Annotated in this window: 26 protein-coding genes; 8 read left to right on the plus strand and 18 right to left on the minus strand. The window is 72.8% G+C overall.

All coding sequences use genetic code 11. The features are described from left to right. Nucleotides 1-235: 235 nt before the first annotated feature. From DWB77_RS08300 to DWB77_RS08330, 7 genes are all read right to left on the minus strand, one after another. A complete protein-coding gene (locus tag DWB77_RS08300; RefSeq protein ID WP_120720634.1) occupies nt 236-823 on the minus strand; it encodes a hypothetical protein in 588 nt (195 codons plus the stop codon). Next, nucleotides 823-1,992, minus strand: coding sequence for an ROK family glucokinase (locus tag DWB77_RS08305; protein WP_120720635.1), 1,170 nt, complete (start codon nt 1,990-1,992; stop codon nt 823-825). Before DWB77_RS08305 ends, DWB77_RS08300 begins: the two co-directional genes overlap by 1 nt. A gap of 75 nt (nt 1,993-2,067) precedes the next feature. Further along, nucleotides 2,068-2,919 carry an ATP-binding cassette domain-containing protein gene (locus DWB77_RS08310; protein ID WP_120720636.1) on the minus strand — a complete coding sequence of 284 codons (852 nt, stop codon included), beginning with the start codon at nt 2,917-2,919 and terminating at the stop codon, nt 2,068-2,070. After that, nucleotides 2,916-3,956 (minus strand): ABC transporter permease, encoded by a 1,041-nt coding sequence (locus DWB77_RS08315; RefSeq protein ID WP_120720637.1) that lies wholly within the window; start codon nt 3,954-3,956, stop codon nt 2,916-2,918. Before DWB77_RS08315 ends, DWB77_RS08310 begins: the two co-directional genes overlap by 4 nt. Then, nucleotides 3,953-4,936, minus strand: a complete 984-nt coding sequence (locus DWB77_RS08320; protein WP_120720638.1) for a sugar ABC transporter substrate-binding protein — start codon at nt 4,934-4,936, stop codon at nt 3,953-3,955. Before DWB77_RS08320 ends, DWB77_RS08315 begins: the two co-directional genes overlap by 4 nt. A 128-nt stretch (nt 4,937-5,064) precedes the next feature. Beyond that, nucleotides 5,065-6,069 carry a substrate-binding domain-containing protein gene (locus DWB77_RS08325; protein WP_120720639.1) on the minus strand — a complete coding sequence of 335 codons (1,005 nt, stop codon included), beginning with the start codon at nt 6,067-6,069 and terminating at the stop codon, nt 5,065-5,067. 139 nt (nt 6,070-6,208) lie between these two features. Continuing rightward, the gene (locus DWB77_RS08330) at nt 6,209-6,928 is read right to left on the minus strand and encodes a UTRA domain-containing protein (RefSeq protein ID WP_120727523.1); all 720 of its coding nucleotides are present in this window, start codon (nt 6,926-6,928) and stop codon (nt 6,209-6,211) included. 155 nt (nt 6,929-7,083) lie between these two features. Here DWB77_RS08330 and DWB77_RS08335 point away from each other — a divergent pair, with 155 nt between their 5' ends. Then, nucleotides 7,084-8,085, plus strand: coding sequence for a Gfo/Idh/MocA family protein (locus DWB77_RS08335; protein WP_120720640.1), 1,002 nt, complete (start codon nt 7,084-7,086; stop codon nt 8,083-8,085). A gap of 1 nt (nt 8,086) precedes the next feature. On the opposite strand, the gene DWB77_RS08340 is transcribed toward DWB77_RS08335, so the two are convergent. Further along, nucleotides 8,087-9,289, minus strand: a complete 1,203-nt coding sequence (locus DWB77_RS08340; protein ID WP_120720641.1) for a cytochrome P450 family protein — start codon at nt 9,287-9,289, stop codon at nt 8,087-8,089. Between the two features lie 199 nt (nt 9,290-9,488). On the opposite strand from DWB77_RS08340, the gene DWB77_RS08345 reads away from it, so the two are divergent. Next, entirely contained in the window at nt 9,489-10,259 is a 771-nt protein-coding gene (locus tag DWB77_RS08345) for a hypothetical protein (RefSeq protein WP_162952476.1), read from the plus strand. Nucleotide 10,260: 1 nt separating this feature from the next. Here DWB77_RS08345 and DWB77_RS08350 read toward each other — a convergent pair whose 3' ends face one another. The 3 genes from DWB77_RS08350 to DWB77_RS08360 are packed head-to-tail and all read right to left on the minus strand — an operon-like array spanning nt 10,261 to nt 13,374. Beyond that, complete coding sequence (locus tag DWB77_RS08350) at nt 10,261-11,445, minus strand: cytochrome P450 family protein (RefSeq protein ID WP_120720643.1); 1,185 nt, start codon at nt 11,443-11,445, stop codon at nt 10,261-10,263. Nucleotides 11,446-11,470: 25 nt separating this feature from the next. Further along, nucleotides 11,471-12,154: a response regulator transcription factor gene (locus DWB77_RS08355; protein ID WP_120727525.1), complete on the minus strand. Its 684-nt coding sequence runs from the start codon at nt 12,152-12,154 to the stop codon at nt 11,471-11,473. Continuing rightward, the gene (locus DWB77_RS08360) at nt 12,151-13,374 is read right to left on the minus strand and encodes a sensor histidine kinase (RefSeq protein ID WP_120720644.1); all 1,224 of its coding nucleotides are present in this window, start codon (nt 13,372-13,374) and stop codon (nt 12,151-12,153) included. Before DWB77_RS08360 ends, DWB77_RS08355 begins: the two co-directional genes overlap by 4 nt. A 145-nt stretch (nt 13,375-13,519) precedes the next feature. On the opposite strand from DWB77_RS08360, the gene DWB77_RS08365 reads away from it, so the two are divergent. Continuing rightward, on the plus strand, nt 13,520-13,723 hold the full coding sequence (locus DWB77_RS08365; RefSeq protein WP_120720645.1) for a hypothetical protein: 204 nt from the start codon (nt 13,520-13,522) through the stop codon (nt 13,721-13,723). Nucleotides 13,724-13,764: 41 nt separating this feature from the next. Here the strand turns inward: DWB77_RS08365 and DWB77_RS08370 are convergent, their stop codons facing one another. Both DWB77_RS08370 and DWB77_RS08375 read right to left on the minus strand, forming a co-directional pair. Beyond that, nucleotides 13,765-14,718 (minus strand): DMT family transporter, encoded by a 954-nt coding sequence (locus DWB77_RS08370; RefSeq protein WP_120720646.1) that lies wholly within the window; start codon nt 14,716-14,718, stop codon nt 13,765-13,767. 121 nt (nt 14,719-14,839) lie between these two features. After that, nucleotides 14,840-15,655 carry an AIM24 family protein gene (locus DWB77_RS08375; protein WP_120720647.1) on the minus strand — a complete coding sequence of 272 codons (816 nt, stop codon included), beginning with the start codon at nt 15,653-15,655 and terminating at the stop codon, nt 14,840-14,842. Nucleotides 15,656-15,849: 194 nt separating this feature from the next. Between DWB77_RS08375 and DWB77_RS08380 the strand changes: the two genes are divergently transcribed. Further along, nucleotides 15,850-16,590 (plus strand): SDR family oxidoreductase, encoded by a 741-nt coding sequence (locus DWB77_RS08380; RefSeq protein WP_120720648.1) that lies wholly within the window; start codon nt 15,850-15,852, stop codon nt 16,588-16,590. A gap of 218 nt (nt 16,591-16,808) precedes the next feature. On the opposite strand, the gene alc is transcribed toward DWB77_RS08380, so the two are convergent. Beyond that, nucleotides 16,809-17,924 carry an allantoicase gene (gene alc / locus DWB77_RS08385; protein WP_120720649.1) on the minus strand — a complete coding sequence of 372 codons (1,116 nt, stop codon included), beginning with the start codon at nt 17,922-17,924 and terminating at the stop codon, nt 16,809-16,811. 4 nt (nt 17,925-17,928) lie between these two features. After that, entirely contained in the window at nt 17,929-19,266 is a 1,338-nt protein-coding gene (allB, locus tag DWB77_RS08390) for an allantoinase AllB (protein ID WP_120720650.1), read from the minus strand. 313 nt (nt 19,267-19,579) lie between these two features. On the opposite strand from allB, the gene DWB77_RS08395 reads away from it, so the two are divergent. Beyond that, entirely contained in the window at nt 19,580-20,383 is an 804-nt protein-coding gene (locus DWB77_RS08395) for an IclR family transcriptional regulator (RefSeq protein WP_120720651.1), read from the plus strand. Between the two features lie 104 nt (nt 20,384-20,487). Here DWB77_RS08395 and DWB77_RS08400 read toward each other — a convergent pair whose 3' ends face one another. Beyond that, the gene (locus DWB77_RS08400; protein ID WP_120720652.1) at nt 20,488-21,183 is read right to left on the minus strand and encodes an ABC transporter ATP-binding protein; all 696 of its coding nucleotides are present in this window, start codon (nt 21,181-21,183) and stop codon (nt 20,488-20,490) included. After that, nucleotides 21,180-22,223: an ABC transporter permease gene (locus DWB77_RS08405; protein WP_120720653.1), complete on the minus strand. Its 1,044-nt coding sequence runs from the start codon at nt 22,221-22,223 to the stop codon at nt 21,180-21,182. Before DWB77_RS08405 ends, DWB77_RS08400 begins: the two co-directional genes overlap by 4 nt. A gap of 132 nt (nt 22,224-22,355) precedes the next feature. Between DWB77_RS08405 and DWB77_RS08410 the strand changes: the two genes are divergently transcribed. Both DWB77_RS08410 and DWB77_RS08415 read left to right on the plus strand, forming a co-directional pair. Then, nucleotides 22,356-23,537, plus strand: a complete 1,182-nt coding sequence (locus DWB77_RS08410; RefSeq protein ID WP_120720654.1) for a sensor histidine kinase — start codon at nt 22,356-22,358, stop codon at nt 23,535-23,537. After that, nucleotides 23,534-24,175 (plus strand): response regulator, encoded by a 642-nt coding sequence (locus DWB77_RS08415; protein ID WP_120720655.1) that lies wholly within the window; start codon nt 23,534-23,536, stop codon nt 24,173-24,175. The genes DWB77_RS08410 and DWB77_RS08415 overlap by 4 nt, the downstream gene beginning before the upstream one ends. Nucleotides 24,176-24,186: 11 nt before the next feature. On the opposite strand, the gene DWB77_RS39250 is transcribed toward DWB77_RS08415, so the two are convergent. Then, nucleotides 24,187-24,315: a hypothetical protein gene (locus tag DWB77_RS39250; RefSeq protein ID WP_281279992.1), complete on the minus strand. Its 129-nt coding sequence runs from the start codon at nt 24,313-24,315 to the stop codon at nt 24,187-24,189. A gap of 116 nt (nt 24,316-24,431) precedes the next feature. On the opposite strand from DWB77_RS39250, the gene DWB77_RS08420 reads away from it, so the two are divergent. Beyond that, nucleotides 24,432-25,925, plus strand: a complete 1,494-nt coding sequence (locus DWB77_RS08420; protein WP_120720656.1) for a PLP-dependent aminotransferase family protein — start codon at nt 24,432-24,434, stop codon at nt 25,923-25,925. Nucleotides 25,926-25,928: the final 3 nt, after the last annotated feature.

Genomic DNA, 25,928 nt, shown 5'->3' on the forward strand with positions numbered 1-25,928 from the left:
GAACGGCCGTAGCTTCTCTGCCGGTCGGCAACAGGCGTTGCGGCTGCTTTCGAGGCCATCGGCAGGTGGTCGACGGTTCATGCACCGAGTACGGCCCGGCCTGCCGGGGCGTGACCCTGTCCGAACGGCTCGGGCGTCGCCCCCGCTCCAGCGGTCCTGGGCGCCCCGCCGGACCGGCCCCACCGGACCGGCCCCGACGCCCGAGCGGCCCGGAACGGCGGCCGCGTCGCCGCGGTCAGGGGGTGGCCGTGGACACCACGAAGACCACCGGCTTGTCGGGGTCCGTCTCGTCGACCGTGATGTTCTGGGTCGGCAGCGGGTCCTTCTGGGCGTGGGTGGTGGCCGCCCAGTCGTGGCCCGCGGGGAACGTCCAGCCGACCCGTCGCGCGTCCTCGGGGCCGATCGTCACGTCGCCGGGCTTGAGGGCGGCGGTGCTGGTGCCGCTCTCCTTCATGAACTCAGCGAGGCCCGCCGCGTTCGTCGTGAACTGGACGTACAGCTTGCTGACCTTCCAGCTGTTCGTCTCGTAGTAGGCGACGTCCGTCGCGTCCGTGGGCACCGGCACCTCGTAGATGCGGCGCTGGGTCTTGGACGGCCAGTCCTTCTGGAGGCCGCGCGCCGAGGCCTCGGACTCCTTGTCGCGGCCGCTGGTGCGGCTCTGTTCGGCGGAGATCGCCAGATAGCCGGCCGGCACGCCGATGAGCAGCACGATGATGACGGCGGTGATCCAGCGCCGCCGGATCATGTGCTGCCGCGTCTCGGGGGGTTTCTCGTCCGGGGGCGGGGACTGGCGGGGCACCGCGGGGCGGTCGGACGGTGTCATCAGTCGGATTCCTGGGTGGTGCGGGTGGTGCCCGTCCTGAGGACGGCTTCGGCTGCCTTGGCGTACCGCTCGTAGCGCTCCACGCGGCGGCGGTTGGCGCGGCGGAAGCGACGGGCCACCAGGCGGGCGAGGTCGGCGGCGCCGACCATACCCGCCTCGGGGCCGAGCTGCGCCTTGGCGATCCGGGCCTCGGGGCGGTAGCCCCGGCCGGTGAGGTGACGCTTGAAGGCGTCCCTGGCGGGGCCGATCAGGAGGTCGTCGGCGGCGCTGACGCCCCCGCCGATGACGAAGCAGGAGGGGTCGAGGGCGGCCGCCAGATTGGCGATGCCGACGCCGAGCCACTGCCCGATGTCCTGGAGCAGCTCGACGCACATGGCGTCGCCCTCGCGGGCCAGCTCGGTGATGAGCGGCCCGGTGATCTCGGGGATGTTGCCGCCGACGCGCTCGATGATGTTGTACGCCACCGGGGACTCGGCCGCGGCCAGTTCGCGGGCCTCGCGCACCAGCGCGTTCCCGGAGCTGTACTGCTCCCAGCAGCCGCGGTTGCCGCAGGCGCAGCGGTGTCCGCCCGGGACGACCTGCATATGGCCGAACTCGCCGGCGACCCCGTACTTGCCGCGCTTGACCTGGCCGTCCTCCAGGATCGCGCCGCCGATGCCGGTGCCGAGCGTGATCATGACGAGGTGGTCCTCGCCGCGTCCGGCGCCGAAGCGCCACTCGGCCCAGGCGGCCGTGTTGGCGTCGTTGTCGACCATCACGGGGACCGCGAGCCGGGCCTGGAGGGCGTCGCGCAGCGGCTCGTTGCGCCAGGCGAGGTGCGGGGCGAAGAGGATGGTCGAGCGGTCGGCGTCGACCCAGCCCGCCGCGCCGATGCCCACGGCGTGCACGTCGTGCCGGTCGGAGAGGTCGAGCACCAGCTCGGTGATGGTGTCCTCGACGACCTTGGGGCTCTTGGACTTGTCCGGGGTCTCCGTGCGGAGCTTCTCCAGGATGTTGCCGTCCGCGTCGACGACGCCGGCCATCACCTTCGTACCGCCGATGTCGATGCCGACGGTGGGGACCCGGGGGGCCGTCAGGTGCGAGCGGCGTTCCCGGGTGCCTACGGTGCGCAGCACGGTGGCCCGGGCGGAACCCCGGTGGGCTAGGGCGAAGTCGCGGTACGTGGTCATCGGGCCCGATTCTGCCACTCCCGGCGCGCGCTCACCGTGTGCGAGGGGCCGCCCCGGTGGCCCGGGGCGGCCGGTTCACGCCCGGTCGGACGGGCCGCCGGGGCGGCCGGGCGAGGGGGCTCGCCGCAGTTCGTGGCTGAGCTCCTCCAGCTCGCTGCCGCCCGCCATTTGGCGGGTCAGCTCGTCCAGGGTGATGTCGGAGCGCAGATGGCTGCCGGTCATCGCGCCGCGCTTGAGGAGCACGAAACGGTCCCCCACGAGATAGGCGTGATGCGGGTTGTGCGTGATGAGAACCACGCCGAGCCCGGCGTCGCGGGCGGCGGCCACGTACTTCAGGACGACACCGGACTGCTTCACGCCGAGCGCGGCGGTCGGCTCGTCGAGGACGAGGACCTTGGCGCCGAAGTACACCGCCCGCGCGATGGCCACGCACTGGCGCTCACCGCCGGACAGGGTGCCGATCGGCTGGTCGACGTCGCGCAGGTCGATGCCCATGCGCAGGAGTTCGGCGCGGGTGGTGGCGCGCATCGTGTCGACGTCGAGCCGCTTGAAGGGCCCCTTGCCCCGGGTGGGCTCGGAGCCGAGGAAGAAGTTGCGCCACACCGGCATCAGGGGCACCACGGCCAGGTCCTGGTAGACGGTGGCGATGCCCCGGTCCAGGGCCTCGCGGGGGTTGCTCAGCGAGACGTCCTCGCCGTCGATGCGGAAGGCGCCCGCGTCGTGCCGGTGAAGCCCCGCGATGATCTTGATGAGGGTGGACTTGCCGGCGCCGTTGTCGCCCAGGACACAGGTGATGTCCCCGGCGTGCACCTCCAGGGACACGCCTTCCAGGGCGCGGATGTTGCCGTAGTACTTGCTCACGTCGTCGAGTTCGACGAGGGCGGTGCCGCCCGCCGTCACGTCCGGCCGCTCAGGGGTCGTCGTCATGCTGTCGCCTCCGCCCGCTTGCGCACCCACGCGTTGAGCAGCGTGGCGAGCAGGAGCATCGCTCCGAGGAAGAACTTGAACCAGTCCGGGTTCCACTCCGCGTACACGATGCCCTTGCTGGTCATGCCGAAGATGAACGCACCGACCGCGGAGCCGATCGCCGAACCGTAGCCGCCGGTGATGAGGCAGCCGCCGATGACGGCCGCGATGATGTAGATCAGTTCGTTGCCGACGCCCTCGCCGGACTGCACCACGTCGAACGAGAACAGCAGGTGCTGCCCGGAGACCCAGGCCGCGAAGGCGACGCCCATGTAGAGGCCGATCTTCGTCTTGAAGACCGGGACGCCGACCGCGCGGGCCGCGTCCGCCTCGCCGCCCACCGCGAAGATCCAGTTGCCGAAGCGGGTCCGCAGCAGGATCCAGGTGGCGACCGCGATCAGGGCGAACCACCACAGGATGGTGACCTTCAGGTTGACCGAGCCGAGGGTGAGCTGGGAGGCGAAGAGCTTCTTCGCGGAGTCGAAGCCCTCCATGTCGGCGATGGACTTCGTCGAGACCGTGCCGCTGATCAGCTTGGTGAAGCCGAGGTTGAGGCCGGTCAGCATCAGGAAGGTGCCGAGCGTGATGATGAAGCTGGGGAGTTTGGTGCGGGTCAGCATGAAGCCGTTGAACGCGCCGATGGCGACGGTGACCAGGAGGGATACGGCCACGCCCACCCAGACGTTGGCCGTCATCTGGTAGCTGAACATCGAGGACACCAGCGCCGAGGTCGTCACCAGGACACCGGCCGACAGGTCGAACTCGCCGCCGATCATGAGGAGCGCGACCGGCACCGCCATGATGCCGATCGTCGAGGCCGCGTACAGGACGGTCGAGAGGCTGGAGGGCTGGAGGAAGCTGTCGGCGACGATGGAGAAGAAGAGGAAGACGGCGCCGGCGCCGACCACCGAGCCGAGTTCCGGACGGCCCAGGATCTTGCGCCAGACCGAGCGGCGAAGGAGCCGCTCGTCCGCGGCGGTGTCGGTCGCGGTACTCATCGCGTCCCCCGGTTCGTGTACGCCTCCAGCTCGGCGGCCTGGTCCTTGGTGATGATCTGCGGTCCGGTCAGCACCGGGAGCCCGCCGCCGAGCACGTCGGCGTTGTACTTGTAGAGCCAGAGCAGGTCGACGGCCTCGTACCCCTGGAGGTAGGGCTGCTGGTCGACGGCGAAGCCGAGGGTGCCGGACTTCAGGGCCGCGGCCACCTTGGCGTTGAGGTCGAAGGTGTCGATCTCGGCGGAGCTGCCGGCCGACTGCTTGGCCTTGACTGCGGTGTCGGCGAACGGCGCGCCGAGGGTGACGACGGCGTCGATGGAGGGGTCCGCCTGGAGCTTGGCCTCGATGGAGGACTGCACGTCGGGCATGCTGGTGCCGGTGACGTAGAGGTTCTGCACCTCGCCCTTGAAGGACTTCTTGGTGCCCGCACAGCGCTGTTCGTGACCGACGTTGCCCTGCTCGTGCAGGACGCAGAGCGCCTTCTTGCGGCCCCGCTTGGTGAGCTCCTCGCCGACGGCCTCGCCCGCGATGGTCTCGTCCTGGCCGATGTGGGTGAGCGCCCCGAACTCCTTGGACTTCTCCGAGCCCGAGTTCACGGTGATCACCGGGATGCCGGCCTTCTCCGCCTTGGCGACGACGTCCTTGAGCGCGTCCGGCTTGGCGAGCGTGACGATCAGCCCGTCGACCTTCTGGTCGATGGCGGCCTGGACGAACTGGGCCTGCTGCTGGCCCTGGTCGCTGTGCGAGTAGAGGAAGTCGATGTTGTCCTTGGTCGCGGCCTGCTTGGCGCCGCTCTGGACGATGTCCCAGAACGTGTCGCCATCGCCCGAGTGGGTGACCATCGCGATCTTCCAGCGGGGCGTGTCCACCGCGGCCCTGCCCTGGGCCTGCGCGGACTTGCGCGCGTCCTCGGCGCGCTTGCCGCCGGTGCTGCTGCACCCCGCCAAGGAGGCCCCGAGCACCGCTGCCAGCACCGCGCCCATGACGCGTACCCCTGTCCCAACCCTTGCCACGACGCCGTGCCCTTCTTGCTGTACCACCGGGTGCCGCCGGGGCTGGTTCAGGCCTGCCCCGGCCGCCCAAGTATGGGTCACGCCGAGCCCGCGGGGGATCATCGGGTACCGCGGGCGGTGTACTTCTCCAGCGTGGGCACGTCCTTCGCGGTGACGATCGCGGGGCCGGTCAGGACCGGCCTGCCACCGCCGATGACATCGCCGTTGGTCTTGTTCAGCCACAGCTCGTCCACCGCGAGATAGCCCTGGAGATAGGGCTGTTGGTCGACGGCGAAGCCGATCTGTGACGCCTTGAACTGCTTGATGACGGCCGCGTTCAGGTCGAAGGTGTCGATCTCCGCCGAGCTGCCCGCGTCCGCCTTCGCCTGGACCGCGGCCGCCGCCATCGGCGCGCCGAGCGTGACCACCGCGTCGATGTCCTTGACCGACTGGAGCTTCGCCTCGACGGAGGAGGTGGAGGCGGGCGTGTTGGTGCCGTCCACGTTCAGGTTCTCGACGCTGCCCGCGAAGGTCTTCCGCACCCCGGCGCAGCGCTGTTCGAGCGAGACGTTGCCCTGCTCGTGGATGACGCAGAGGACCTTCTTGCGGCCCCGCTTGGTGAGTTCGTCCCCGACCGCCTCGCCGGCGACGCCCTCGTCCTGGCCGATGTGGCCGAGCGCGCCGAGTGCCTTCGAGGAGTCGGCGCCGGAGTTGATGGTGACGACGGGTACCCCGGCGGCGACGGCCTTCTTGACGACGTCCTTGAGGGCCTCGGGTTTGGCGAGCGTGACGATGAGCCCGTCCACCTTCTGGTCGATGGCCGCCTGCACCAGCTGCGCCTGCTGCTGCCCCTCCTTGTTCGCCGAGTACAGGAAGTCGACGTTGTCCTTGGCCGCGGCCTGTTTCGCGCCGCTCTGGACGATGTCCCAGAACGTGTCGCCCTCGCCGGAGTGGGTCACCATCGCGATCTTGAGGCGGGGGGTGGATACCGCCTGGCCGCCGCTGGCCGGCGCGGAGCCCCTGTCCTCGGAGGACTTGCCGCCCGAACTGCTACATCCGCCGACCGTGAGCGCCAGTGCGGCGACGGCCACGGCCGCCGTGGTCGCCGTGCGGGGTGTGCGCATGGGTTCCGCCTTCTGTCCCGGCCGCCCGGTTGCGGCCGTTGAGTTCTAGCGGCGGTTCCACGACACCGTCAATACTTTGTCCGAACATTCTTACGCGATGACGTCAGGGTGCCCCGCCACGTCGGCGCCGCTGCCGATCTCACGGCCGTACAAGCAGCTGGAACTCGAAGGAGTAGCGCGAGGCGCGGTAGATGTGCGAGCCGAACTCGACGGCGCGGCCCGTGTCGTCGAAGGTGGTGCGCTCCATGGTGAGCAGCGGCGCCCCCTCGGTCTCGGTCAGCAGATCGGCCTCCCGGGCGGTGGCCGCCCGCGCGCCCACCGTCTGGCGTGCGCTGTGCAGGGTGATGCCCGCGCCCCGCATCAGCCGGTAGAGCCCGGTGCCCTCCAGATACTCGGTGTCCAGCGGGAGCAGCCCGGCCGGCAGGTGGTTGCGCAGCCGGGCCATGGGCTCGCCGTGCGCGTACCGCAGCCGCTCCACCCGGTGTACGTCGCTGCCCTCGGGCACCCCGAGCGCGGCCGCGACTTCGGCGGTGGCCGGTTCCAGGTTGTTGCGCAGCACGGTGGTGGCGGGCTTCTGGCCGGCCGCCTCCAGGTCGTCGTAGAGGCTGCTCAGTTCGAGCGGGCGCTTGACCTGGCTGTGCACGACCTGGGTGCCCACCCCTCGGCGGCGCACCAGGAGCCCCTTGTCGACCAGGGCCTGGATGGCCTGACGGACGGTGGGCCGGGACAGCCCGAGCCGTCCCGCCAGGTCGATCTCGTTGCCGAGGAGGCTGCCAGGCGTGAGGGTGCCCTTCTCGATGGCCGCCTCCAACTGCTGCGAGAGCTGGAAGTAGAGCGGGACCGGGCTGGTGCGGTCCACGCTGAGCTGGAGCGGCTTGGGGAAGTCCGGCACGGATCTGGGCTGCTTGGGCACGGGGCGAGCGTAGTGCGCGGGGGATGTTGACGGGAAGTCGTGAGGTTCGATTGTCAGGACAAAGTCTTGACAGGATCGATCACCCCGGTCACGGTGTGCCCATGCGTATCGCAGTGATCGGGACGGGACGGATCGGCGCCTTTCACGCGGGGGTTCTGGCCCGCCATCCGGAGGTCCACGAGCTGGTGGTCGCGGACGCCGACGTGGCGCGGGCCGTCGAGGTCGCGGCGTTGACCGGCGCGACGGCGAAGGCCACCGTGCCGGAGGCGTTCGCCGGGGCGGACGCGGTGGTGATCGCTTCGGCGACCTCCGCCCACGCCGGGCTCATCGCGGCCGCGGCCCGGGCCGGGCTGCCCGTCTTCTGTGAGAAACCGGTCGCCCTGGACGTGCCGGGGACGCTGGCGGCGCTCCGCGCGGTCGAGGCGGCGGGCACCGAACTCCAGCTCGGCTTCATGCGCCGCTTCGACGCGGGCTACCGGCACGCCCGGGAGCTGCTGCGCTCGGGCCGGCTCGGCCGGCTGCACACCGTGCGGGCCGTGACCTCCGACCCGGCGCCGCCGCCCGCCGCCTATCTGCCGCTGTCCGGCGGGCTCTACCGGGACTGTCTGGTCCACGACTTCGACATCGTGCGCTGGGTGACCGGCCGCGAGGTCATGGAGGTGTACGCGACGGGCTCGGACGCCGGGCCCGCGATGTTCCGCGCGGCCGGCGACATCGACACGGCCGCCGCCGTCCTCACCCTGGACGACGACACCCTGGTGACGGCGACGGCCACCCGCTGCAACGGCGCCGGCTATGACGTACGGCTCGAACTGGCCGGGGATCAGGACCAGTTCGCGGTGGGCCTGGACGACCGCACCCCGCTGACCTCGGCCGAACCGCAGGGCCCCGGCCGCCCCGACAAGCCGTGGACCGGGTTCCTCGATCGGTTCGCGCCCGCGTACGAGGCCGAGCTGGACGCCTTCGTCCGGCTGGTGCGCGGCGAGGCGCCCAACCCCTGCGACGGCCGGGACGCCCTGGCGGCCCTGCGCGTCGCGGAGGCGTGCGAACTGTCGCGCAGGGAGCGCCGGGTGGTGCGGGTCGCCGAGATCCCGGCCGGCTGACCTACCAGCGCACCGGGAGCCGCAGCGGGCCGCGCATCATCATGCCGGTACGCCACTGGAGGGCCGCCGGATGGATGTCGAGGGCCAGCTCCGGACAGCGGTCGAGCAGGGTGCGCACCGCGATTCGGGCTTCTAGCCGGGCCAGCGGGGCGCCCAGGCAGTAGTGGATGCCGTGCCCGAAGGCGACATGGCCCCGGGCATCGCGACGGATGTCGAAGCGGTCCGGCTCGGCGAACCGCGCCGGGTCGCGGTCGGCGTCGGCCAGCGCGACGAGCACCAACTGGCCACCTCCGGGCACCAGCGTCCCGGCGATCTCGACCGGTTCCCGGGTGAAGCGGGCCGTCGGCGTCTCGACCGGGCCGTCGTAGCGCAGCATCTCCTCGACCGCGTTGTCGATGAGCCCGTCGAAGTCGGCGCGCAGCGCGGCCAGTTGGTCGGGGTGGCCGAGCAGGGCGAGCATGCCGTTGGAGATGAGGTTGACGGTGGTCTCGTGGCCGGCGATCAGGAGCAGCCAGACCATGCCGAGGAGTTCGTCGTGGGAGAGGTGGTCGCCGCCCTCCTCGTCGGCGGCCCGGATCAGCGCGCTGACCAGGTCGTCGCCGGGGTGAGCGCGCTTGTCGGCGAGCAGCCGCGTCAGATACTCCTTGACGGCCGCCGCGGCGGCGAGCCGGTCGTCGAGAGCGGGCGCCGAGACGGAGACGTTGGACCACTCCCGGAACTGCTCCTGGTCCAGGGCGGGCACGCCGATGAGTTCGCAGATCACGGTGATCGGCAGCGGGAAGGAGAGGGCCTCGACGAGGTCGGCCCGCCGGTCGGGGGCGGCCAGCATCGCGTCGACGAAGGCGTCGGTCATCTCCCGCACGCGCGGGGCGAGCGCCTCGATGCGGCGGGGGGTGAACTCGCGGGTCACCAGCTTGCGGAGCCGGGTGTGATCGGGCGGGTCGGAGCTGAGCATGGTGATGCCGGAGGAGACCTGCTGGACGCCGAGGCCGGGCGCCGCGTTGCGCCACTCCTTGGACAGGCGGTCGTCGGCGAGGGCGGCCCGCCCGGCCTCGTACCCCACGACGAGCCAGGCCTCGGCGCCCTCCGGCATCCGGATGCGGTGCACGGGACCCCGGCCGCGCAACTCGGCGTACACCGGGTAGGGGTCGCGGGTGAAGTCCTCGCCCAGTGCGGCCAGATCGACTACGACTTCGCTGGTCAACGGGTGTCCCTCCAGGACGGTCCGGTGGGTATGAGCGGACAGTACGGCGCCCGGGGGATGCGTGCGGGAGCTTTCGGGCAGCGGATGCGGGATCGGTATCGGCCGCCGGCGTCCCCGCCGCCCTCGTCGAGCGGGATCGGCCCTGCCCAACTCGCGGCCGACCATGGAGCTTTACCCTGGTCGGAGCGAGGGAGGCAAGGTGCTGAGGCGTTGGTGGTTCATGGAGCGGCTGCGCCCGACCGTGCCGGAGCAGCGGACACCCGAGGTGTCCAAGGAGCGGCAGCAGTTGGTCCTGGAGGAGTGGGCGGCGGCCCGGGAGCGGCTCGACCGGCTGGTGTCGGCGCGGGTGACGGCGGTCGGCGACGTGTTGCGCACGGCCGAACTGCCGCCGGGCGCCGGCCTGTCCGCGCCTCCCGGGTCCGATCCCCGCGCACGGAGTGACTGCGCCTGGGCCTTCGACGCGTTCCAGGCGGCGGGCAAACTGCTCGACGAGGCGGCCGATCTGCCCGATCTGGCGGCCGCGGCGGTCCTCGCCGACCGCGCCCTGGAGCGGTTCGCGGCGGTGCACGCGCGGGCGGCCGGACAACCGGTGCCCAAGGCGGCCCGGCGCTGCTTCTACAACCCGCTGCACATGGCCGCCGAGGACACCAGCTCCCCCGCCCGCAAACAACACCGCCAGCGCGCCAGACGCCGTACCGGACCGCGTGAGGCGGCGGCCGACCGGCGCCCCGCCTGCCCGTCGTGCCGGCGGGCGATCCTGGCCGGCCAGACGCCGGACGTCCTGCCGGCGCTCATCCCGGTGAAGCTGTCCCGGCTGCGCACCGCCCGGGTCCTGGTGCCGTACTACGCGGTGCCGCAGCAGTGGTCGCTGTGGTCGGTATGCGCCTGTGGGGCGTACGGGGACGAGTGGCCCTCGCTGGTGCTGCGCGGCGAGCACCGCAAGCGGGCCGCGGCCGCGCGCAAGAGGTGAGTCACCAGCGCACCGGCAGATGACGTACGCCCCGGATGAGCATCCCGGGCAGCCAGTCCAACTCGGCTTTCTCGTCGGCCAGTTGGAGGTCCGGGGCGCGTTCGAGGAGGGTGCGGATCGCGATCCGGCCCTCCATGCGGGCGAGCGGGGCGCCGAGGCAGAAGTGGATGCCGTGGCCGAAGGCGAGATGGCTCTGCGGGGTGCGCCGGATGTCGAACCGGTCCGGGTCGCTGTGGCGCCGGGGGTCGCGTCCCGCGGAGGCGAGGGCGATCAGGACGGGTGCGCCGGCCGGGACGAGGACGTCGCCGATCCGCACGGCCTCGCGGGTGAAACGGTAGGTGGCGGTCTCCACGGGTCCTTCGTAGCGCAGCATCTCCTCGACGGCGCCGTCGATGAGCCCGTCGAAGTTGGCGCGCAGCGCGGCGAGTTGCTCGGGGTGGTCGAGCAGGGCCCGTACGCCGTTGGAGATCAGGTTGACGGTGGTCTCGTGGCCCGCGACCAGCAGCAGGAAGGCCATGCCGATGAGTTCGTCGTGGGAGAGCCGGTCGCCGTCCTCGTCGCGTGCCCGGATCAGGGCGCTGAGCAAGTCGTCTGCGGGGCTCGCGGCGCGTTTGGCCTCGATGAGACGGGCGAGGTACGCGCCGATCTCACGGACGGCCTCTCCCCCGTCGTCCGTGAGCGGCGCGACGGCCTGGTTGGAGAGCACGCGGAAGGCCTCGCGGTCGAGGTCGGGCACGCCGACGAGCTCGGAGATGACCGTCATCGGCAGCGGGAAGGCCAGCGAGTCGACCAGGTCGGCGGTGCGGTCGGGGGCGGCCAGCATGGTGTCGAGGAGCGCGTCGGTGACCTCCTGGACGCGGGGCCGCAGCGCCTCGACGCGGCGCGGGGTGAACTCCCGCGCCACCAGCCCGCGCAGCCGGGTGTGCTGCGGCGGGTCGGTCTCCAGCATGTTGGAGCTCACGGGCAGTTCGACGTAGCCCTCCTCGGCCAGCGGCCGCCAGTCCTTCACCAGGCGCGGGTCGGCGAGCGCGGCCCTCGCCTCCTCATGGCCGACGATCAGCCACACGTCCCCTCCGGCCGGCGTGCGCACCAGGTGGGCCGGGCCCGCGGCACGCAACGCGGCGTACGTCGGATGGGGGTCGGCGTTGAACTCCTCGGCGTGCTCACTCAGATCGACAACCGGCATGTCCCCGCCCTCCGTTCGGTTTCCGTCAGCCTACGTCGCCGTCCGGCCCGTCGAGCAGCCCGGCATCGTGCACCAACAGGGCGATCTGCACACGGTTGTTGAGGCCCAGCTTGGCGAGGACGCGGGAGACGTGGGTCTTGACGGTGGGCACGCTCAAGTACAGGCGGGCGGAGATCTCGGCGTTGGAGTGGCCGCGCCCGACGGCGACGGCGACCTCGCGTTCGCGCTCGGCGAGCAGTGCGACGCGCTCACGGGCGCGGGCCGCGCGGTCGCCGGGGGCGCTCGCGCCGCCGGACACCTGGGTCATCAACTGCCGCAGGACGGCTGGCGAGAGCACCGGATCGCCCTGGGCCACCCGGCGTACGGCGGCGACGATCTCGGCGGGCGGGGTGTCCTTCAGGACGAATCCGGCGGCTCCGGCCCGCAGCGCCCGCAGCACCTGCTCGTCGGCGTGGAAGGTGGTCAACACGATCACGTCGGGTGCGTCGGGGCGGGCGCGCAGCGTCTCGGTGGCGGTGAGGCCGTCGACGTGCGGCATCCGGATGTCCATGAGCACGACGTCCGGGCGTACCTCCAGGGCGAGTTGGGCGACGCCCGCGCCGTCGGCCGCCTCGCCGACGATCTCGATGTCGTCGGCGCCGCCGAGCATGAAGGTGAGTCCCGCGCGGACCAGGGGGTCGTCGTCGACGATGAGCAGGCGGATGGTCATGCGGGCCACGGTAGCCAGGCCAGCACGGTGAACGAGCCGTCGGGTCCGGGCCCGTGGCGGAGCCGGCCGCCGGCCAGGGCGGCGCGTTCGGTGAGCCCGATGAGGCCCTGCCCGGATCCGGGCACCTCGGGCACCGGGCCCGGGGGCGCGGGGTTGCGGACCTCGATGGTGAGCCCTTCGCCCGGGCGGCCGGTCACGGTGACGGTGACCTCGGCGCCGGGTGCGTGCTTACGGGCGTTGGTGAGGGCCTCCTGGGCGATGCGGTAGGCGTTGCGCCCGGTGGCGGCGGGGACGCCGGAGGTGTCCGGGATGCGGTGGTCCAGGGCCACCTCCATGCCGGCCTCGCGGGATTCGGCGACGAGCGCGTCGAGGGTGGCGAGGGTGGGCTGGGGCCGGTCGTCGGCGCCCTCGCCGGGGCTGCGCAGCACCCCGATGATCTGCCGCAGGTCCTGGAGCGCCTCGTGCGCGCTGTCCCGGATGACCCCAGCGGCGCGGGCGACCTGGGCCGGCGGCGCGTCCGGGCGGAATTCGAGGGCACCCGCGTGCACCGAGAGCAGGGTGAGCCGGTGGGCGAGTACGTCGTGCATCTCGCGGGCGATGGCCTCGCGGGCGAGCCGCTGCGCGTTGTCGGCCCGCAGCGCCGCCTCGGCCTCGGCGCGGGCGGCCCGCTCGCGCAGCGCGACGACGAGCTGGCGCCGGGAGCGTACGAGCATGCCCCAGCCGATGGCCAGCAGGATCAGCACGGTGCCCGCGACGGCGTTGGTGAGCCAGTTCGTGGTCGGGTCGGGGCGCAGCACGGGCTGGACCACCGAACTGACCACGGCGCCCACGCCCACCGCGAGCACGACGGGCTTGAACGGCCGGTGCACGGCGAGGCTGAACAGGGCGACCAGGAACGCCCCCGAGGCGACCGGCGCGACCAGGGACACCGCGGCGAGCGCCACCGCGAGCGCGACCGGGCGCCGGCGCCGCAGCCACACCGCGCAGCACGCCGCGGCGCCCACCATCTGGTCGACGAGGAGCAGGGTGTCGGAGTAGCCGGGCGTCTTGTCGAGGGCGTCGGCGGTGAGCATGCCGATCAGGGCGGCGGCGAGGAAGGCGCAGATGTCGACGACCCAGTCGCGGACGGTGCGCCGGGGCCCGGCCCGGTCGCCGGGCAACTCGGGGTCGGCCACCGCCGAGGGCAGCAGCCAGCGGAACTCGGGGCCGGCACGTGTCATGTCGACAAAGTTACGCAGCCGGCGGGCCCGGCGGCACACGCGGGACGCGGCTCGCTACCAAAGTCGCGGCGGCGAAGACTTTGGACGCGGGGAGGTGTTCCGACGGCCGACGCGGCGCCGGGCCCGCTCCGCGCAGGGTCGGGGCATGAGGAAATTCCTGGAGGTCACCGGGTGGCTGCTGCTGCTTCAGGGCATCGGCGGGCTGCTGCACACGTGGACAGGATGGTTCGAGCAGTGGGCGTTGGTGTACCGCGTCGGCCTGCTGGACGGCCATGAGGTCTTCGCGAGCATCGTGCTCGCGGTGGCGGGCGCGGCGGTGCTCATCGCCTCGGAGCGCGTACGCCCCTAGCCGGGCCGGGTCGCGCCCCGCCGGCCCCGACTCGTGCCCGCTCAGGCCGCGGCCCGTCGGCCCCAGCCGGTGCCCGCGAGGACCAGGAGCGCGCCCAACAGGCCGAGCGCGCCCAGGCGTTCTCCGCCGAGCGCGATGCCGACGGCCGCGGCCCACAGTGGTTCGGTTCCGAGCAGCAGGCTCACCCGCGAGGGAGAGGTGCGGCGGATCGCCCACATCTGCACGAAGAAGGCGAACAGGGTGCACAGGACGGACAGGAACAGCAGGCCGGCCCACGCGCGGGCGCCGAAGCCCGCGGCGACGGTCCAGGGCGCCCCGCCCGTGCCGGGCACCGCGGTCAACAGCGTGAACACGGCGACGGCGCCGCCGAGTTGGACGGTGGTCAGGGACAGCGCATCAGCGCCCTGGACGGCCTTGACGCGGGCCATGACGAGGACGTGCACGGTGCGGGCGACGGCGGCGAGCAGCATCAGGAGGTCACCGGTTGAGGGGGCGGTGAAACCGCCGCCCTGGGTCAGCAGGACGACGCCCGTCACCGAAAGGGCGGCCGCGCCGAGGAAGGGGCGCGGCGGCCGGGCGGAGGTCCGCCCTGATCCGGCGGGGCCGAGCGGCCGGGACCGGGCGAGGGCCGCCTCGGCGAGCGGCGTGAAGACCATCGTGAGGCTGATGATGAGCCCGGCGTTGGTGGCCGAGGTGTGCACGACCCCGTACGTCTCCAGCAGGAAGATCGCGCCGAGCACGAGGCCGAGCAGCGCCCCGCCGCGCCACTGGGCGGCGGTCAGGGCGCGCAGGCCGCGCCATCGGACGGCCACCAGGACCGGCACGACGAGCCCGAAGCGCAGCACCAGGACGGCGATCACGGTGTCGGCGGTGGTGATGTCCTTCGCCGCGAGGTAGCTGGCGCCCCAGACCACGGCCACCACCAGGACCGGCAGATCGGTGAGCCAGGCGCGGCGCGGGGCAAGACCGAGGGAGGGTACGGCGATCGACGACACGGGCCCGGTCTCCAGACGACGGGGGTGTGTGGAGACATCGGCGGCTCGCACGGAAAGGATCACCGTACCGAGGGGTGCCCGACCGGGGAAGAGGCATCCCGTTCCGTGGGCGGCCCGGGGATCACCCCGCGTGGGTTGAGAAGAGCCCGCCCGTCGGGCCCTGCTTGTCGGCGCCCTGGGCCTTCTTCAGGGCGTTGGCCAGGCCTTCGATGGTGAGGGACTGGAGGATGACGCGGCCGTTGCCCTCCAGGGTGGCGAGCGAGAGGCCCTCGCCGCCGAAGACGGCGTTCATCAGGCCCTGGCGGTTGAGGCCGCCGATGCGCTGCACCCCGTACTGGATGCCCTCCTCGAAGGCGACGATGCAGCCGGTGTCGACCTCGATGCGGCCGCCGAAGTCGGCGGGGTTGAGGTCGATGAAGTTGCCCGCACCGCAGATGATCACGGTGCCGGTGCCGGTGAACTTCTCCAGGATGAACCCCTCGCCGCCGCTCATGCCGCTGCGGCCGCCCTGGAAGGCGATGCCGAAGTCGACGGTGGACTCGGCCGCCACGAAGGCGTCCTTCTCCGCGAACCACGCCCGGTTTCCGGTGAGTTCGAGGGCGCGCATCTCGCCGGGCAGCACCCCCGCGAAGCCGACCGTGCCCTCGCCGCCGGTGGAGGTGAAGTACTGGAAGGCGAGCGATTCGCCGGCCAGCGCGCGCTGGCCGACCTGCATCGCGGTGCCCATGGCCTGGCGCAGCATGCCGCCCATGCCCCCGCCGCCCTGCCCCGACTGGTCGCGGCCGCCCCGGTCGGGGCCGGAAAGCCGGGTCTCCATGGACACGTTGGCGGTCTTGAAGAGGAACTTGCCGGCCTCACAGTAGACGGTCTGGCCGGGGGTGAGGTTCACGACGGCCATCTGCATGGCGTTGCCGACGATCTCTTGCCGAAGGGTCACGGCCGGTCTCCTGACGCGTGGGGGGTGCTTGCCGGGGTCAAGGTACGACACGGAGTGCCATATCCCGACACTCGGGCCCTCGGGTACGCGGGCCTCGGTGTCCGATGCCCGCCAGTGCCGCGCCCCCGCGACGGCTTTGCTTGAACACGCAACCACAAGGCCCCAGCGGTACGGCCCGGAAGAGGAGCATCGCCATGAACACGCTCAACAACAAGAAGGCCCTGGTCACAGGAGGCAGCCGCGGCATAGGCGCGGCCACCGCGCTGCGGCTCGCCCAGGAGGGCGCGGATGTCGCCCTCACATATGTCCAGGGGGAGGACGCGGCCCGGGAGGTCGTCGCGAAGATCGAGGCCATGGGCCGGCGCGGGTTCGCGCTCCGCGCCGACCTGGGGGACGCGGCCCAGGCGACGTCCTGCGTGGAGCAGGCCGCCGACGCCCTCGGAGGCCTGGACATCCTGGTGAACAACGCGGGCGTGGGAGTGCTCGCCCCGCTCGACCAGCTCGACCTGTCCGACGCGGACCGGGTGCTCGCGGTCAACGTACGGGGCGTCTTCCTCGCCTCCCGGGCGGCGGCCGCCCTGCTGCCGCGCGGCGGCCGGATCATCACCATCGGCTCCTGCATCGTCCAGCGCGTTCCCGGCCCGGGCGGCACGCTGTACGCGATGAGCAAGTCGGCTCTCATCGGGCTCACCAAGGCGTTGGCGCGGGAGCTCGGGGACCGCGGGATCGGGGCGAACCTGGTGCACCCGGGCCCCACCGACACCGACATGAACCCGGCGGACGGGCCGATGGCCGCGGGGCAGAGCGCGATGACCGCGCTGGGCCGGTACGGGTCGGCGGACGAGGTCGCGTCCCTGGTGGCGTTCCTGGCGGGCGACGACGCGGCGTATGTGACGGGCGCCGAGTTCGCGGTGGACGGCGGCCACGCGGCGTAACCCGCGGCGCGAGCGGAGCGCGGGTAGCGGGCCGCGGGAGAAGGAGCCGCCGCGGAGGGGGAAAAGGGGAGGCGCGAGGCACCCCGGTGCTGTCGGGTCGGGGTGCCTCGCGCGGCGGGCGGGTGTCGTGCCGCCCTGCTGGGGAGGGAACGGAGCGCTCAGGCGCCCCTGGTTCCCGGTGTCGGGCGCTCAGGCGCCCGGTTCCCGGTGGCGGGCGGTCAGCCGCCCAGCTCCTGGTGGCGGGCGGTCAGCCGCGCCGCGCCCTCGGCCGTCAGCGAGCCGAACAGGCGCAGCCGGGAGATGCCGCCGTCGGGGAAGATGTCGATCCGTACGTGGGTGCCCACGGCGGGGGCGTCCAGGACGAAGCGGTGGTTGGTGTCGGGCTGAAGTCGCGTGCGCGGCAGCACCTCGCTCCACTGGCCCGACTCGCCGTCGCGGACCGAAAGGGCCGCCCAGCCCGCCGAGTTGCCCTTGAGGTACGCCGTGTCGATCTCGACCGCGCGTATCTCGGACTGCTCGGCCAGCTGGTAGCGGATCCAGTCGTTGCCCTTGTCGCGGCGGCGCCGGGTCTCCCAGCCGTCGTCCATCTTGCGGGAGCGGCCCGGCTGGATGGTGTTGGTGGCGGGCGAGTAGAAGCGGTCGGAGGCGTCCTCGACCTGGCCGCCGTTCTCCAGGGCCGCGAGGTCGAAGGTGCCGAGCGCGGTCAGCCAGCGCGGGTCGGGGGCGACCTCGCCGTACACGCGAAGGCGGGCCACGCCGCCGTCCGGGTGCTGGTTGAGCCGCAGATGCGTGAAGCGCTGCTCCACGTCCACCGCGAAGCCGTTGGCCGCGTGGCCGCCAACCGCCGTACGGGGTACGAGAGTTGTCCACTTCACGTCCGGGGCGAGCAGCTCCTCGGGGGAGGGGGAGCCGGCCACCGAGGTGGCCTCGACGGAGACGGCCTGCGGGTAGTTGCCGCGGAAGTGGGCGGTGTCGACGACGATGCCGCGCACCACGCCGGGCGCGCCGAGGCGGATCAGCGCCCAGTCGTGGTCCTCGTCGGTGGGGTGCGGCTGCGCGGCCGAGACGCCGCGTCGGCGCCGGGTCTCCCAGCCGTCCATGATCTTGCCCTTGTGCCCGAAGTGCTCGGGGTCGAACTCGGCGGGCTCGGGCTTGAGCAGGTTCTCGCGCTCGGCGAAGAACTCGTCGTTGGCGGCGATCACCCCCGCGCCCAGGCGCCGGTCGGCGAGGTCGACGTACGGGGTGAAGGAGAAGTCCGCGCTGCGGTAGTCGGCGTACGGGTCGCCGCCGCCGAAGGGGCTGGCGTCACCGGTGAAGGTGGGCAGGGTGCTCACGGTGTCAGTTGTTCCTTTCGAGCAGGCGGCCGGTGGGCTCGGCGATGGCGCCGTCGTGCTGGATGCGCTCGCCGCGCAGCCAGGTCGACTTGACGACACCGTGCAGCGTCTTGCCCGCGTAGGCGGTGACGCGGTTGCGGTGCTGGAGCTCGGCCGGGTCCACGGTGAAGGTCTCGTCGGGGGCGAGGACGGCGAAGTCGGCGTCCCGGCCGGCTTCGATGGCGCCCTTCTGGGTCAGTCCTACGAGGTTCGCGGTCGCGGCCGACATCCAGCGGACCACGTCCTCCAGACTGTGGCCGCGCTTGCGGGCCTCGGTCCACATGGCCGGGAGGCTGAGCTGGAGACCGGAGATGCCGCCCCAGGCGGTCGCGAAGTCCTCGGTCTTGAGGTCGACGGTGGACGGCGAGTGGTCGGTGACGACGCAGTCGATGGTGCCGTCGGCCAGCGCGGCCCACAGCAGGTCCTGGTTGGCGGCCTCGCGGATGGGCGGACAGCACTTGAACTCGCTTGCCCCGTCCGGGACTTCCTCGGCGGTCAGGGTGAGGTAGTGCGGGCAGGTCTCGACGGTCAGGCGTACGCCCTCGCGCTTGGCGGCGGCGATCAGGGGCAGCGCGTCCGATGAGGACAGGTGCAGGATGTGCACCCGGGCGCCGATGCGCTTGGCCGCCGCGATCAGGCCCTCGATCGCGGTGTTCTCCGAGACGCGCGGCCGGGTCGCCAGGTAGTCGGCGTACTTGGGGCCGGTCAGGTGCGGGGCCGCGTCCAGCTCGTGCGGGTCCTCGGCATGGATGATCATCAGCCCGTCGAACCCGGCGATCTCGGCCAGCGAGCGCTCCAGCTGCTGGGAGTCCAGCTCGGGGAACTCCTCGACGCCCGACGGCGACAGGAACGCCTTGAAGCCGAGGACCCCGGCCTCGTGCAGGGGGCCCAGGTCCTTGACGTTGTCGGGCAGCGCGCCGCCCCAGAAGCCGACGTCGATGTGCGCCTTGCTCGCCGCGACCTCCTGCTTGACCCGCAGGTTCTCGACCGTGGTGGTCGGCGGCAGCGAGTTGAGCGGCATGTCGACGAGGGTGGTGATGCCTCCGGCGGCGGCCGCGCGGGTGGCGGTCCAGAACCCCTCCCACTCGGTGCGGCCGGGGTCGTTCACATGCACATGGGTGTCGACGATGCCGGGCAGCAGCACGTCGTCGCCGAAGTCCTCAAGGCGGGCACCGGCCGGGACCTCGGCCTCGTACGGCAGTACGGCCGCGATCTTCCCGTCGGCGACGGCGACCGTCGCCGGGCGCGTCCCCTCGGGGGTGATGACGCGCGTCGAGCGCAGTACCAGGTTGACCTCGGACACCCGAGCCCTCACTTCCCAGCGAAATCTTTTCAGTACACCGAAATTCAACGATCTGTTGAAGGAGTGTGCGCGCCGCCCGAGGAAACCGTCAAGGGTCCCCGCGGAGTGAGGGCCGACACGGACGCGAGTCTTGGAGGTTTCCACAGAATGGAATTAGAATTTCACCAAGCAGAATGTAGTTATCGCCACGGGGTGCCCCCGGTGAACGGACAAACCCGCTCTGACCGGCAAGGACACCACACCTGTCCAGGGTAGGACGGACAACCGCCCGATAGTCTTCTGCTTCGCCTGCCAGCATCGAAAGGAACGCGCCGTGCCGACGTCAAGCGCCAGCACCACCGACGCCTCCAAGTCCTCCGCCGCCAGCGGAGGCGTCCAGTCACTTGAGCGCGCCTTCGATCTCCTGGAGCGGATGGCCGACGCGGGGGGCGAGGTCGGCCTCAGCGAGCTCTCCGCCAGCAGCGGCCTGCCCCTTCCGACCATCCACCGGCTGATGCGGACGCTGGTGGCCTGTGGTTACGTACGCCAGCAGGCCAACCGGCGCTATGCGCTCGGCCCGCGCCTGATCCGGCTCGGCGAGTCGGCCGCCCGGCTCCTCGGCACCTGGGCGCGGCCGTATCTGACCCGCCTGGTCGAGGAGACCGGTGAGACCGCGAACATGGCGCTCCTCGACGGCGACGAGATCGTGTACGTCGCGCAGGTGCCGTCCAAGCACTCCATGCGGATGTTCACCGAGGTCGGCCGCCGGGTGCTTCCGCACTCCACGGGCGTGGGCAAGGCGCTGCTCGCGCACACCCCGCCGGATGAGGTCCGCGCGCTACTGGCCCGCACCGGCATGCCGGCCGCGACGGAGAAGACGATCACCACGGCGGACGGTTTCCTCGACGCCCTGGAGCAGGTGCGGCGCGCCGGGTACGCGGTCGACGACAACGAGCAGGAGATAGGAGTGCGCTGCCTCGCGGTGTCGGTGCCCAACTCCCCCACCGCGGCGGCCATTTCGATCTCGGGACCGGCCGGCCGGGTCACCGAGGCGGCCACCGACCGGATCGTCCCGATCCTCCAGGGCATCGCCCAGGAGCTCTCGACGGCGCTCGCCAACACGGCCGCGCAGGCCTGAGCCCCCGCCGGTCGCACGGCACCCGAAAACCCCGGAGGTGTACGACACCGCCGGGGTTTCGTGTGTGGGGGCCGGGGCGCTCAACCCGCCGTCGCGCGGGGTGCTCAGCCCGCCGTCGCGCGGGCCGCGCCGAGGCGTCCGTCGGCCATGGTCACCACGGCGTCCATCCGCTCCAGATGGGCGCGGTCGTGGGTGACCAGGACGGTGGCGGTGCCGCGGTCGCGGGTGAGGCTCAGCAGCAGGTCGAGTATGGCGGCGCCCCGCTCGTGGTCGAGGGCGCTGGTGGGCTCGTCGACCAGGAGTACGGCGGGCTCGTTCATCAGGGCGCGGGCGATGTTGACCCGCTGGCGCTGGCCGCCGGAGAGCTGATGGGGGCGGCGGTGGGCCTGGTCGGCGAGGCCGACCGCGGCGAGGAGTTCCAGGGCGTGGTCCCGGGCCGCGCGGGGCCGGCGGCCCGCGAGGTGGGCCATCACCTGGAGTTGTTCGGCGGCGGTGAGCGAGGGCAGCAGGTTGGGCTGCTGGAAGACGATGCCGAGACGGGTGCGGCGCAGCGCCGCCTTCTCGGCGGGCCCGAGCCCCGTGGTGTCGGTCCCGGCCACCACGACCCGTCCGCTGTCCGGGGTCACCAGGGTCGCGGCGACCGCGAGCAGGCTGGACTTGCCGGAGCCGGACGGGCCGACGCACGCCGTCACCGTGCCTGCGTCGACCGTGAGGGAGACCGCGTCGAGGGCGGTGAGGCGGCCCTCGCCGTCGGGGTAGGTCAGGGTGATGTCGTCGAGGAGCAGGGTCGAGGCGGTCATCGGGCACTCCCGAGCGCGGTCAGCGGGTCGACGGCGGTGATGCGCCGGATGGACAGGGCGGCGCCGATCACGCCGAGCACGACGAGGACGGCGGCCGGCCCGAGCGTCGTGGAGGGGTCGAGCACGAAGGGCACCGCGCCACCGATGAGGGCCCCGGCGAGCGAGGCGAGCCCGGTGCCGAGGAGGGTGCCGAGCGTCAGCATCACGACGGCCTGCCCGAGCGCGTCCTTGAGCAGGTAGGGGGTCGAGGCGCCGAGCGCCTTCAGTACGGCGATGTCGCCGCCGCGCTGGATCGTCCACACCGTGAAGAACGCGCCGACGACCAGCGCCGAGATGGCGAACAGGAAGCCGCGCATCAGCTGGAGCGAGCCGTTCTCGGCCTGGTAGGACGGCAGCGCCGCCAGGGCGTCGGAGAGGGTCAGGCTCCGCGTCGCGAGCCTTTCGTCGGTCGCGGCGAGGTCCGCGCCCGCGTCGAGGGTGAGCGCGACGACGGTGGCGGGCGCGTCGTCGGCGAGCGCCGTCCACACGACGGGGGTGTGGCTGTAGGAGTCCGCCCCCGCCACCGCGAGCACGCTCAGCGGGCGGCCGCCCAGCGTCACGGTGTCGCCCGCCTTGGCGTCCAGGTCCTCGGCGGCGCCCCGGGACAGGACGACGGATCCCGTACGGACCGTCGCGGGGGCGAGGTGTGAGCCGGGCGGGACGGCGAACGCGGACACCGCGGCCGTGCGCGCGCCCGCCGTGGCGTTCAGCGTGGACACCCCGAGCGGCTGGGCCTCGCGCACCCCGGGCGCCCGCTGCCACTGGCGCCAAGTGGCGCTCGGTACAACGGAGTTGGTGAACGACACCGACTGCCCGGAGGGCGGCGCGGCGAAGGCCAGCCGGTCGGCGGGCAGCGCGCTGACGGCCGAGGTGTTGTCCCTGGCCAGCCCGGCGGTGAGCCCGGACAGCAGGCCCACCAGCAGGGTGATGAGCACCACGACCGCACCCATCAGCGCGAACCGGCCCTTGGCGAACCGGAGGTCCCTCCATGCGACGAACATGGTGCAAGCCTGGCGAGCGGAGCCCTCGCCCACATCGCGCCCGGGCATGCGCCGCCGCATCGAAGGGTGCAGCCGCACATCAAACTTTCGGTTGACCGGGGCCGCCCCACCCGGCCCGTACGCTTGAGGCCCATGGATTGCGCACGACCCCCCGCCCCCGTCACCGCCCTGCTGCGCCTGTGTCTGCACGCGCTGCTCGGCGGTCTCCTCGCGCTGGCCGCGGTGCGGGCCGTCGGGGACGGCGCCCCGCGCGCGGGGGCGGTCGTGGCGCTGGCCGTCCTCATGGCCGTGGTGTACGCGGTGGGCGTCGCGCTGCGCCCGGTGCGGCCGCGCACCCCGGCGGCCGCGCTCTGGCTGGGGGCGCTCGGCGTCGTCTGGCTGGCGCTCCTCGTGGTCTCCTCCGACGCCCTGTGGACCGCCTTCCCCCTCTACTTCCTGCTGCTCCATCTGCTGGCGCTGCGCTGGGCGCTGCCCGCCGTCCTCGGCACGGCGGGCGCGGCCATCGCGAGTTTCGTCCTGCACGGGCAGCAGGTCACGCCGGGCGCGTTCATCGGGCCGCTGCTCGGCGCGGCGGTCGCCGTGGCGACCGTGCTCGGCTATGACGCGCTGTACCGGGAGAGCGAGCGGCGCCGGGAGCTCATCGACGAGCTGGTCGCGACGCGGGCCGAGCTCGCCGAGGCCGAGCGGACGGCCGGGACGCTCGCCGAGCGCGAGCGCCTCGCCCGGGAGATCCACGACACCCTCGCCCAGGGCCTCTCGTCCATCCAGTTGCTGCTGCGCGCCGCCGAGCGCGCGCTGCCCGCCGGCGACCCGGCCCGCGCCCACGTGGAGCAGGCGAGGCGCGCCGCCCAGGACAACCTGGCCGAGGCCCGCCGTTTCGTGAAGGCCCTGACCCCGCCCGACCTGGAGCACGGCTCCCTTGCGGGCGCCCTGGAGCGGCTGTGCGCGGGGGCGCCGGGCCCCGCCGTGCAGTTCGGCGTGAGCGGCACTCCGGTGGAGCTGCCGACGCCCTACGAGGTGGCGCTGTTGCGCGTCGCGCAGTCGGCGCTCGCCAACACCGTGCAGCACGCGGCGGCCGGCCGGGCCGAGATCACCCTCAGCTTCATGGACACCTCGGTCGCCCTGGACGTCGTCGACGACGGACGCGGATTCGACCCGGCCGCCCGCCGGCCGAAGGAACCGGGCGGCTTCGGCCTTCCCGCGATGCGTTCGCGGGCCCTGTCGCTCGGCGGCACGCTGAGCGTGGAGTCGGCGCCGGGCCAGGGCACGGCCGTCGCCATCACCCTGCCGCTGCCCGTGGCGGGTGCCCGATGACCGCGGCGCCGATCCGGCTGCTGCTCGCCGACGACCACCCGATCGTGCGGGCCGGGCTGCGCGCGGTCCTCGACACCGAGCCGGACTTCGCGGTGACCGGCGAGGCCGCCACCGCCGAGCGCGCGGTGGAGCTGGCCGTCCCGGGGGCGTACGAGGTGGTCCTGATGGACCTCCGATTCGGGTCGGCGATGCACGGCGCGGAGGCGACCGCGGCCATCACGGCGCGGCCGGGGGCGCCCCGGGTCCTGGTCCTGACGACGTACGACACGGACGCCGACATCCTCGCGGCGGTGGAGGCGGGCGCTGCGGGCTATCTGCTCAAGGACGCCCCGCCCGAGGAGCTGGCGGCGGCGGTGCGCACCGCGGCCGCGGGCCAGTCGGCGCTCGCCCCGGCCGTCGCGCACCGGCTGATGGACCGCATGCGCACCCCGGCCGAGGCGTTGACGCGGCGCGAGCTGGAGGTGCTCCAGCTCGTCGGCGACGGGCTCTCCAACCAGCGGATCAGCAAGGAGCTGTTCCTGAGCCAGGCCACCGTCAAGTCCCATCTGGTGCACATCTACGCCAAGTTGGGGGTGGACTCGCGCACGGCGGCGGTCGCCGCCGCGAGCGCGCGCCGCCTGATCCGCCACCCCGGCTGAGCCGGTCCGGGTCACCGCCTGCGCTCCTTGCGCTGCCGCCGCAGGCGGAGCCAGGCAAGTGAGATCCCGCGCGGTCCCTGCTCGCGCCGACGCTGCATCTCCCGCTCGAACCGGTCCGTGACCATCCCGTCGCGTTCCATGACAACTCCCCCATCTCAACCACGTCTTGGCCACTTCTTCCGGGCCAATGTGCTGACAGGACGGGAGTCTGTACCCTGATTGGCCTGGACGGCATGGCCAATTCCCGGAGGTTGGTATGGCAGGCATACGAGTGGTCCAGTCCGTGGACACCGTGAGCGCCACCGCGCGGACGCTCGGCAGCCGCCAGCTCGCCGGGCAGGTGACCGCCCTGACGGGCCCCCACCCCGGCTACCGCGCCCTCGCCCAGGGGGTGCGCACGCTCTTGCTCGACGGCCGCATCCCGCTGCACACCCGGCTGCCCGCCGAGCGCGAGCTGGCCACCGCCCTTGAGGTCAGCCGGGCCACCGTCACGGCCGCCTACGACCTCCTGCGCGAAGGCGGCCACGCGCTGAGCCGGCGCGGCGCGGGCACCTGGACCACGCTCCCCGAGGGCACGGCGCCGGCCAGCGTGGCCCGCTACCAGGCACCCGACGGGGTCATCGACCTCGCGATGGCCGCGCCCAGCGCGCCTGCCGCGGAGCTCGCGGCCGCGTTCGAGCTGGCCGGGCCGGAGGTGGCCTGCCACGCCGCCACCAACGGCTACCACCCGCTAGGCCTTCCCGAGCTGCGTGCCGCCGTCGCCGAGCGCTACACCCGGCGCGGTCTTCCCACACTGCCGGAGCAGATCCTGATCACGACCGGCGCCCAGTCCGCGGTGTCCCTGGTGGTGAACCTTTTGGGCCGCCCCGGCGACCGGGCCCTCGTCGAGAGCCCCTCCTATCCCAACGCCCTGGACGCGGTGCGCCACGCCGGTCTGCGGATCACCCCCGTACCGGTGACCGAGGACGGCTGGGACATCGAGCTCCTGGAGTGCACCCTGCGCCAGACCGCGCCGCGCCTGGCCTATCTCATCCCCGACTTCCAGAATCCGACCGGTGCGCTGATGAGCACCGAGCAGCGCTCCCGGCTGCTGCGGGCGGTCCGGGCCACCGGCACCTGGCTGCTCATCGACGAGACCATGGCCGAGATGTCACTGGAGGGCCCGACCCCCGCGCCGTTCGTGTCCCTCGCCCACCAGGGCGAGTCGGAGCAGATCGTGACGGTCGGCTCGCTCAGCAAGACCCACTGGGGCGGGCTTCGCATCGGCTGGGTGCGGGCGGGCTCCCGGCTCGTCCACGAGCTGGCCGCGCTGCGCATCCACGTGGACCTGGCGCCCTCGCTCATCGATCAGGTACTGGCCAAGACGCTGCTGCCGGACATGGACGACGTGCTGAGCAGGCGGCTGCCGCTGCTGCGCGAGCGGCGCGACGCGCTGGCCGACTCGCTGAGCCGCCGGCTGCCGGAGTGGCGCTGGCAGTCGCCGGTCGGCGGGCTCAGCCTCTGGGTCGACCTCGGCCGCCCGATCGCGGGCGCGCTCGCCCAGGCGGCGCTGGCCCACGGGGTGAACCTCCAGCCGGGCTCCCGCTTCGCCGCCGACCCGGGCACCCATGAACACCGGCTGCGCCTGCCCTTCGTCCATGAGCCGGAGGTGGCGGACGAGGCGGTGCGGCGCCTGGCCGCGACCCTGGACGCCGGCCTGCCCACCGTCCTGGGCACGGCCGCGCAGCACCGACCGCACTGGGTGGCGTGAACC

Origin of the sequence: Streptomyces hundungensis, from assembly GCF_003627815.1 — a bacterium.
GTDB classification, from domain to species: domain Bacteria; phylum Actinomycetota; class Actinomycetes; order Streptomycetales; family Streptomycetaceae; genus Streptomyces; species Streptomyces hundungensis_A.

Excerpts from the sequence above, each read along its gene's own strand:
- DWB77_RS08415 (WP_120720655.1), top strand. The coding sequence starts at position 23,534 with ATGACCGCGGCGCCGATCCGGCTGCTGCTCGCCGACGACCACCCGATC.
- DWB77_RS08335 (WP_120720640.1), top strand. The coding sequence starts at position 7,084 with ATGCGTATCGCAGTGATCGGGACGGGACGGATCGGCGCCTTTCACGCG.
- DWB77_RS08420 (WP_120720656.1), top strand. The coding sequence starts at position 24,432 with ATGGCAGGCATACGAGTGGTCCAGTCCGTGGACACCGTGAGCGCCACC.
- DWB77_RS08405 (WP_120720653.1), bottom strand. The coding sequence starts at position 22,223 with ATGTTCGTCGCATGGAGGGACCTCCGGTTCGCCAAGGGCCGGTTCGCG.
- DWB77_RS08315 (WP_120720637.1), bottom strand. The coding sequence starts at position 3,956 with ATGAGTACCGCGACCGACACCGCCGCGGACGAGCGGCTCCTTCGCCGC.
- DWB77_RS08380 (WP_120720648.1), top strand. The coding sequence starts at position 15,850 with ATGAACACGCTCAACAACAAGAAGGCCCTGGTCACAGGAGGCAGCCGC.
- DWB77_RS08305 (WP_120720635.1), bottom strand. The coding sequence starts at position 1,992 with ATGACCACGTACCGCGACTTCGCCCTAGCCCACCGGGGTTCCGCCCGG.
- DWB77_RS08365 (WP_120720645.1), top strand. The coding sequence starts at position 13,520 with ATGAGGAAATTCCTGGAGGTCACCGGGTGGCTGCTGCTGCTTCAGGGC.
- DWB77_RS08310 (WP_120720636.1), bottom strand. The coding sequence starts at position 2,919 with ATGACGACGACCCCTGAGCGGCCGGACGTGACGGCGGGCGGCACCGCC.
- DWB77_RS08400 (WP_120720652.1), bottom strand. The coding sequence starts at position 21,183 with ATGACCGCCTCGACCCTGCTCCTCGACGACATCACCCTGACCTACCCC.
- DWB77_RS08410 (WP_120720654.1), top strand. The coding sequence starts at position 22,356 with ATGGATTGCGCACGACCCCCCGCCCCCGTCACCGCCCTGCTGCGCCTG.
- DWB77_RS08320 (WP_120720638.1), bottom strand. The coding sequence starts at position 4,936 with ATGGGCGCGGTGCTGGCAGCGGTGCTCGGGGCCTCCTTGGCGGGGTGC.
- DWB77_RS39250 (WP_281279992.1), bottom strand. The coding sequence starts at position 24,315 with ATGGAACGCGACGGGATGGTCACGGACCGGTTCGAGCGGGAGATGCAG.
- DWB77_RS08300 (WP_120720634.1), bottom strand. The coding sequence starts at position 823 with ATGACACCGTCCGACCGCCCCGCGGTGCCCCGCCAGTCCCCGCCCCCG.
- DWB77_RS08350 (WP_120720643.1), bottom strand. The coding sequence starts at position 11,445 with ATGCCGGTTGTCGATCTGAGTGAGCACGCCGAGGAGTTCAACGCCGAC.
- DWB77_RS08325 (WP_120720639.1), bottom strand. The coding sequence starts at position 6,069 with ATGCGCACACCCCGCACGGCGACCACGGCGGCCGTGGCCGTCGCCGCA.
- DWB77_RS08355 (WP_120727525.1), bottom strand. The coding sequence starts at position 12,154 with ATGACCATCCGCCTGCTCATCGTCGACGACGACCCCCTGGTCCGCGCG.
- DWB77_RS08360 (WP_120720644.1), bottom strand. The coding sequence starts at position 13,374 with ATGACACGTGCCGGCCCCGAGTTCCGCTGGCTGCTGCCCTCGGCGGTG.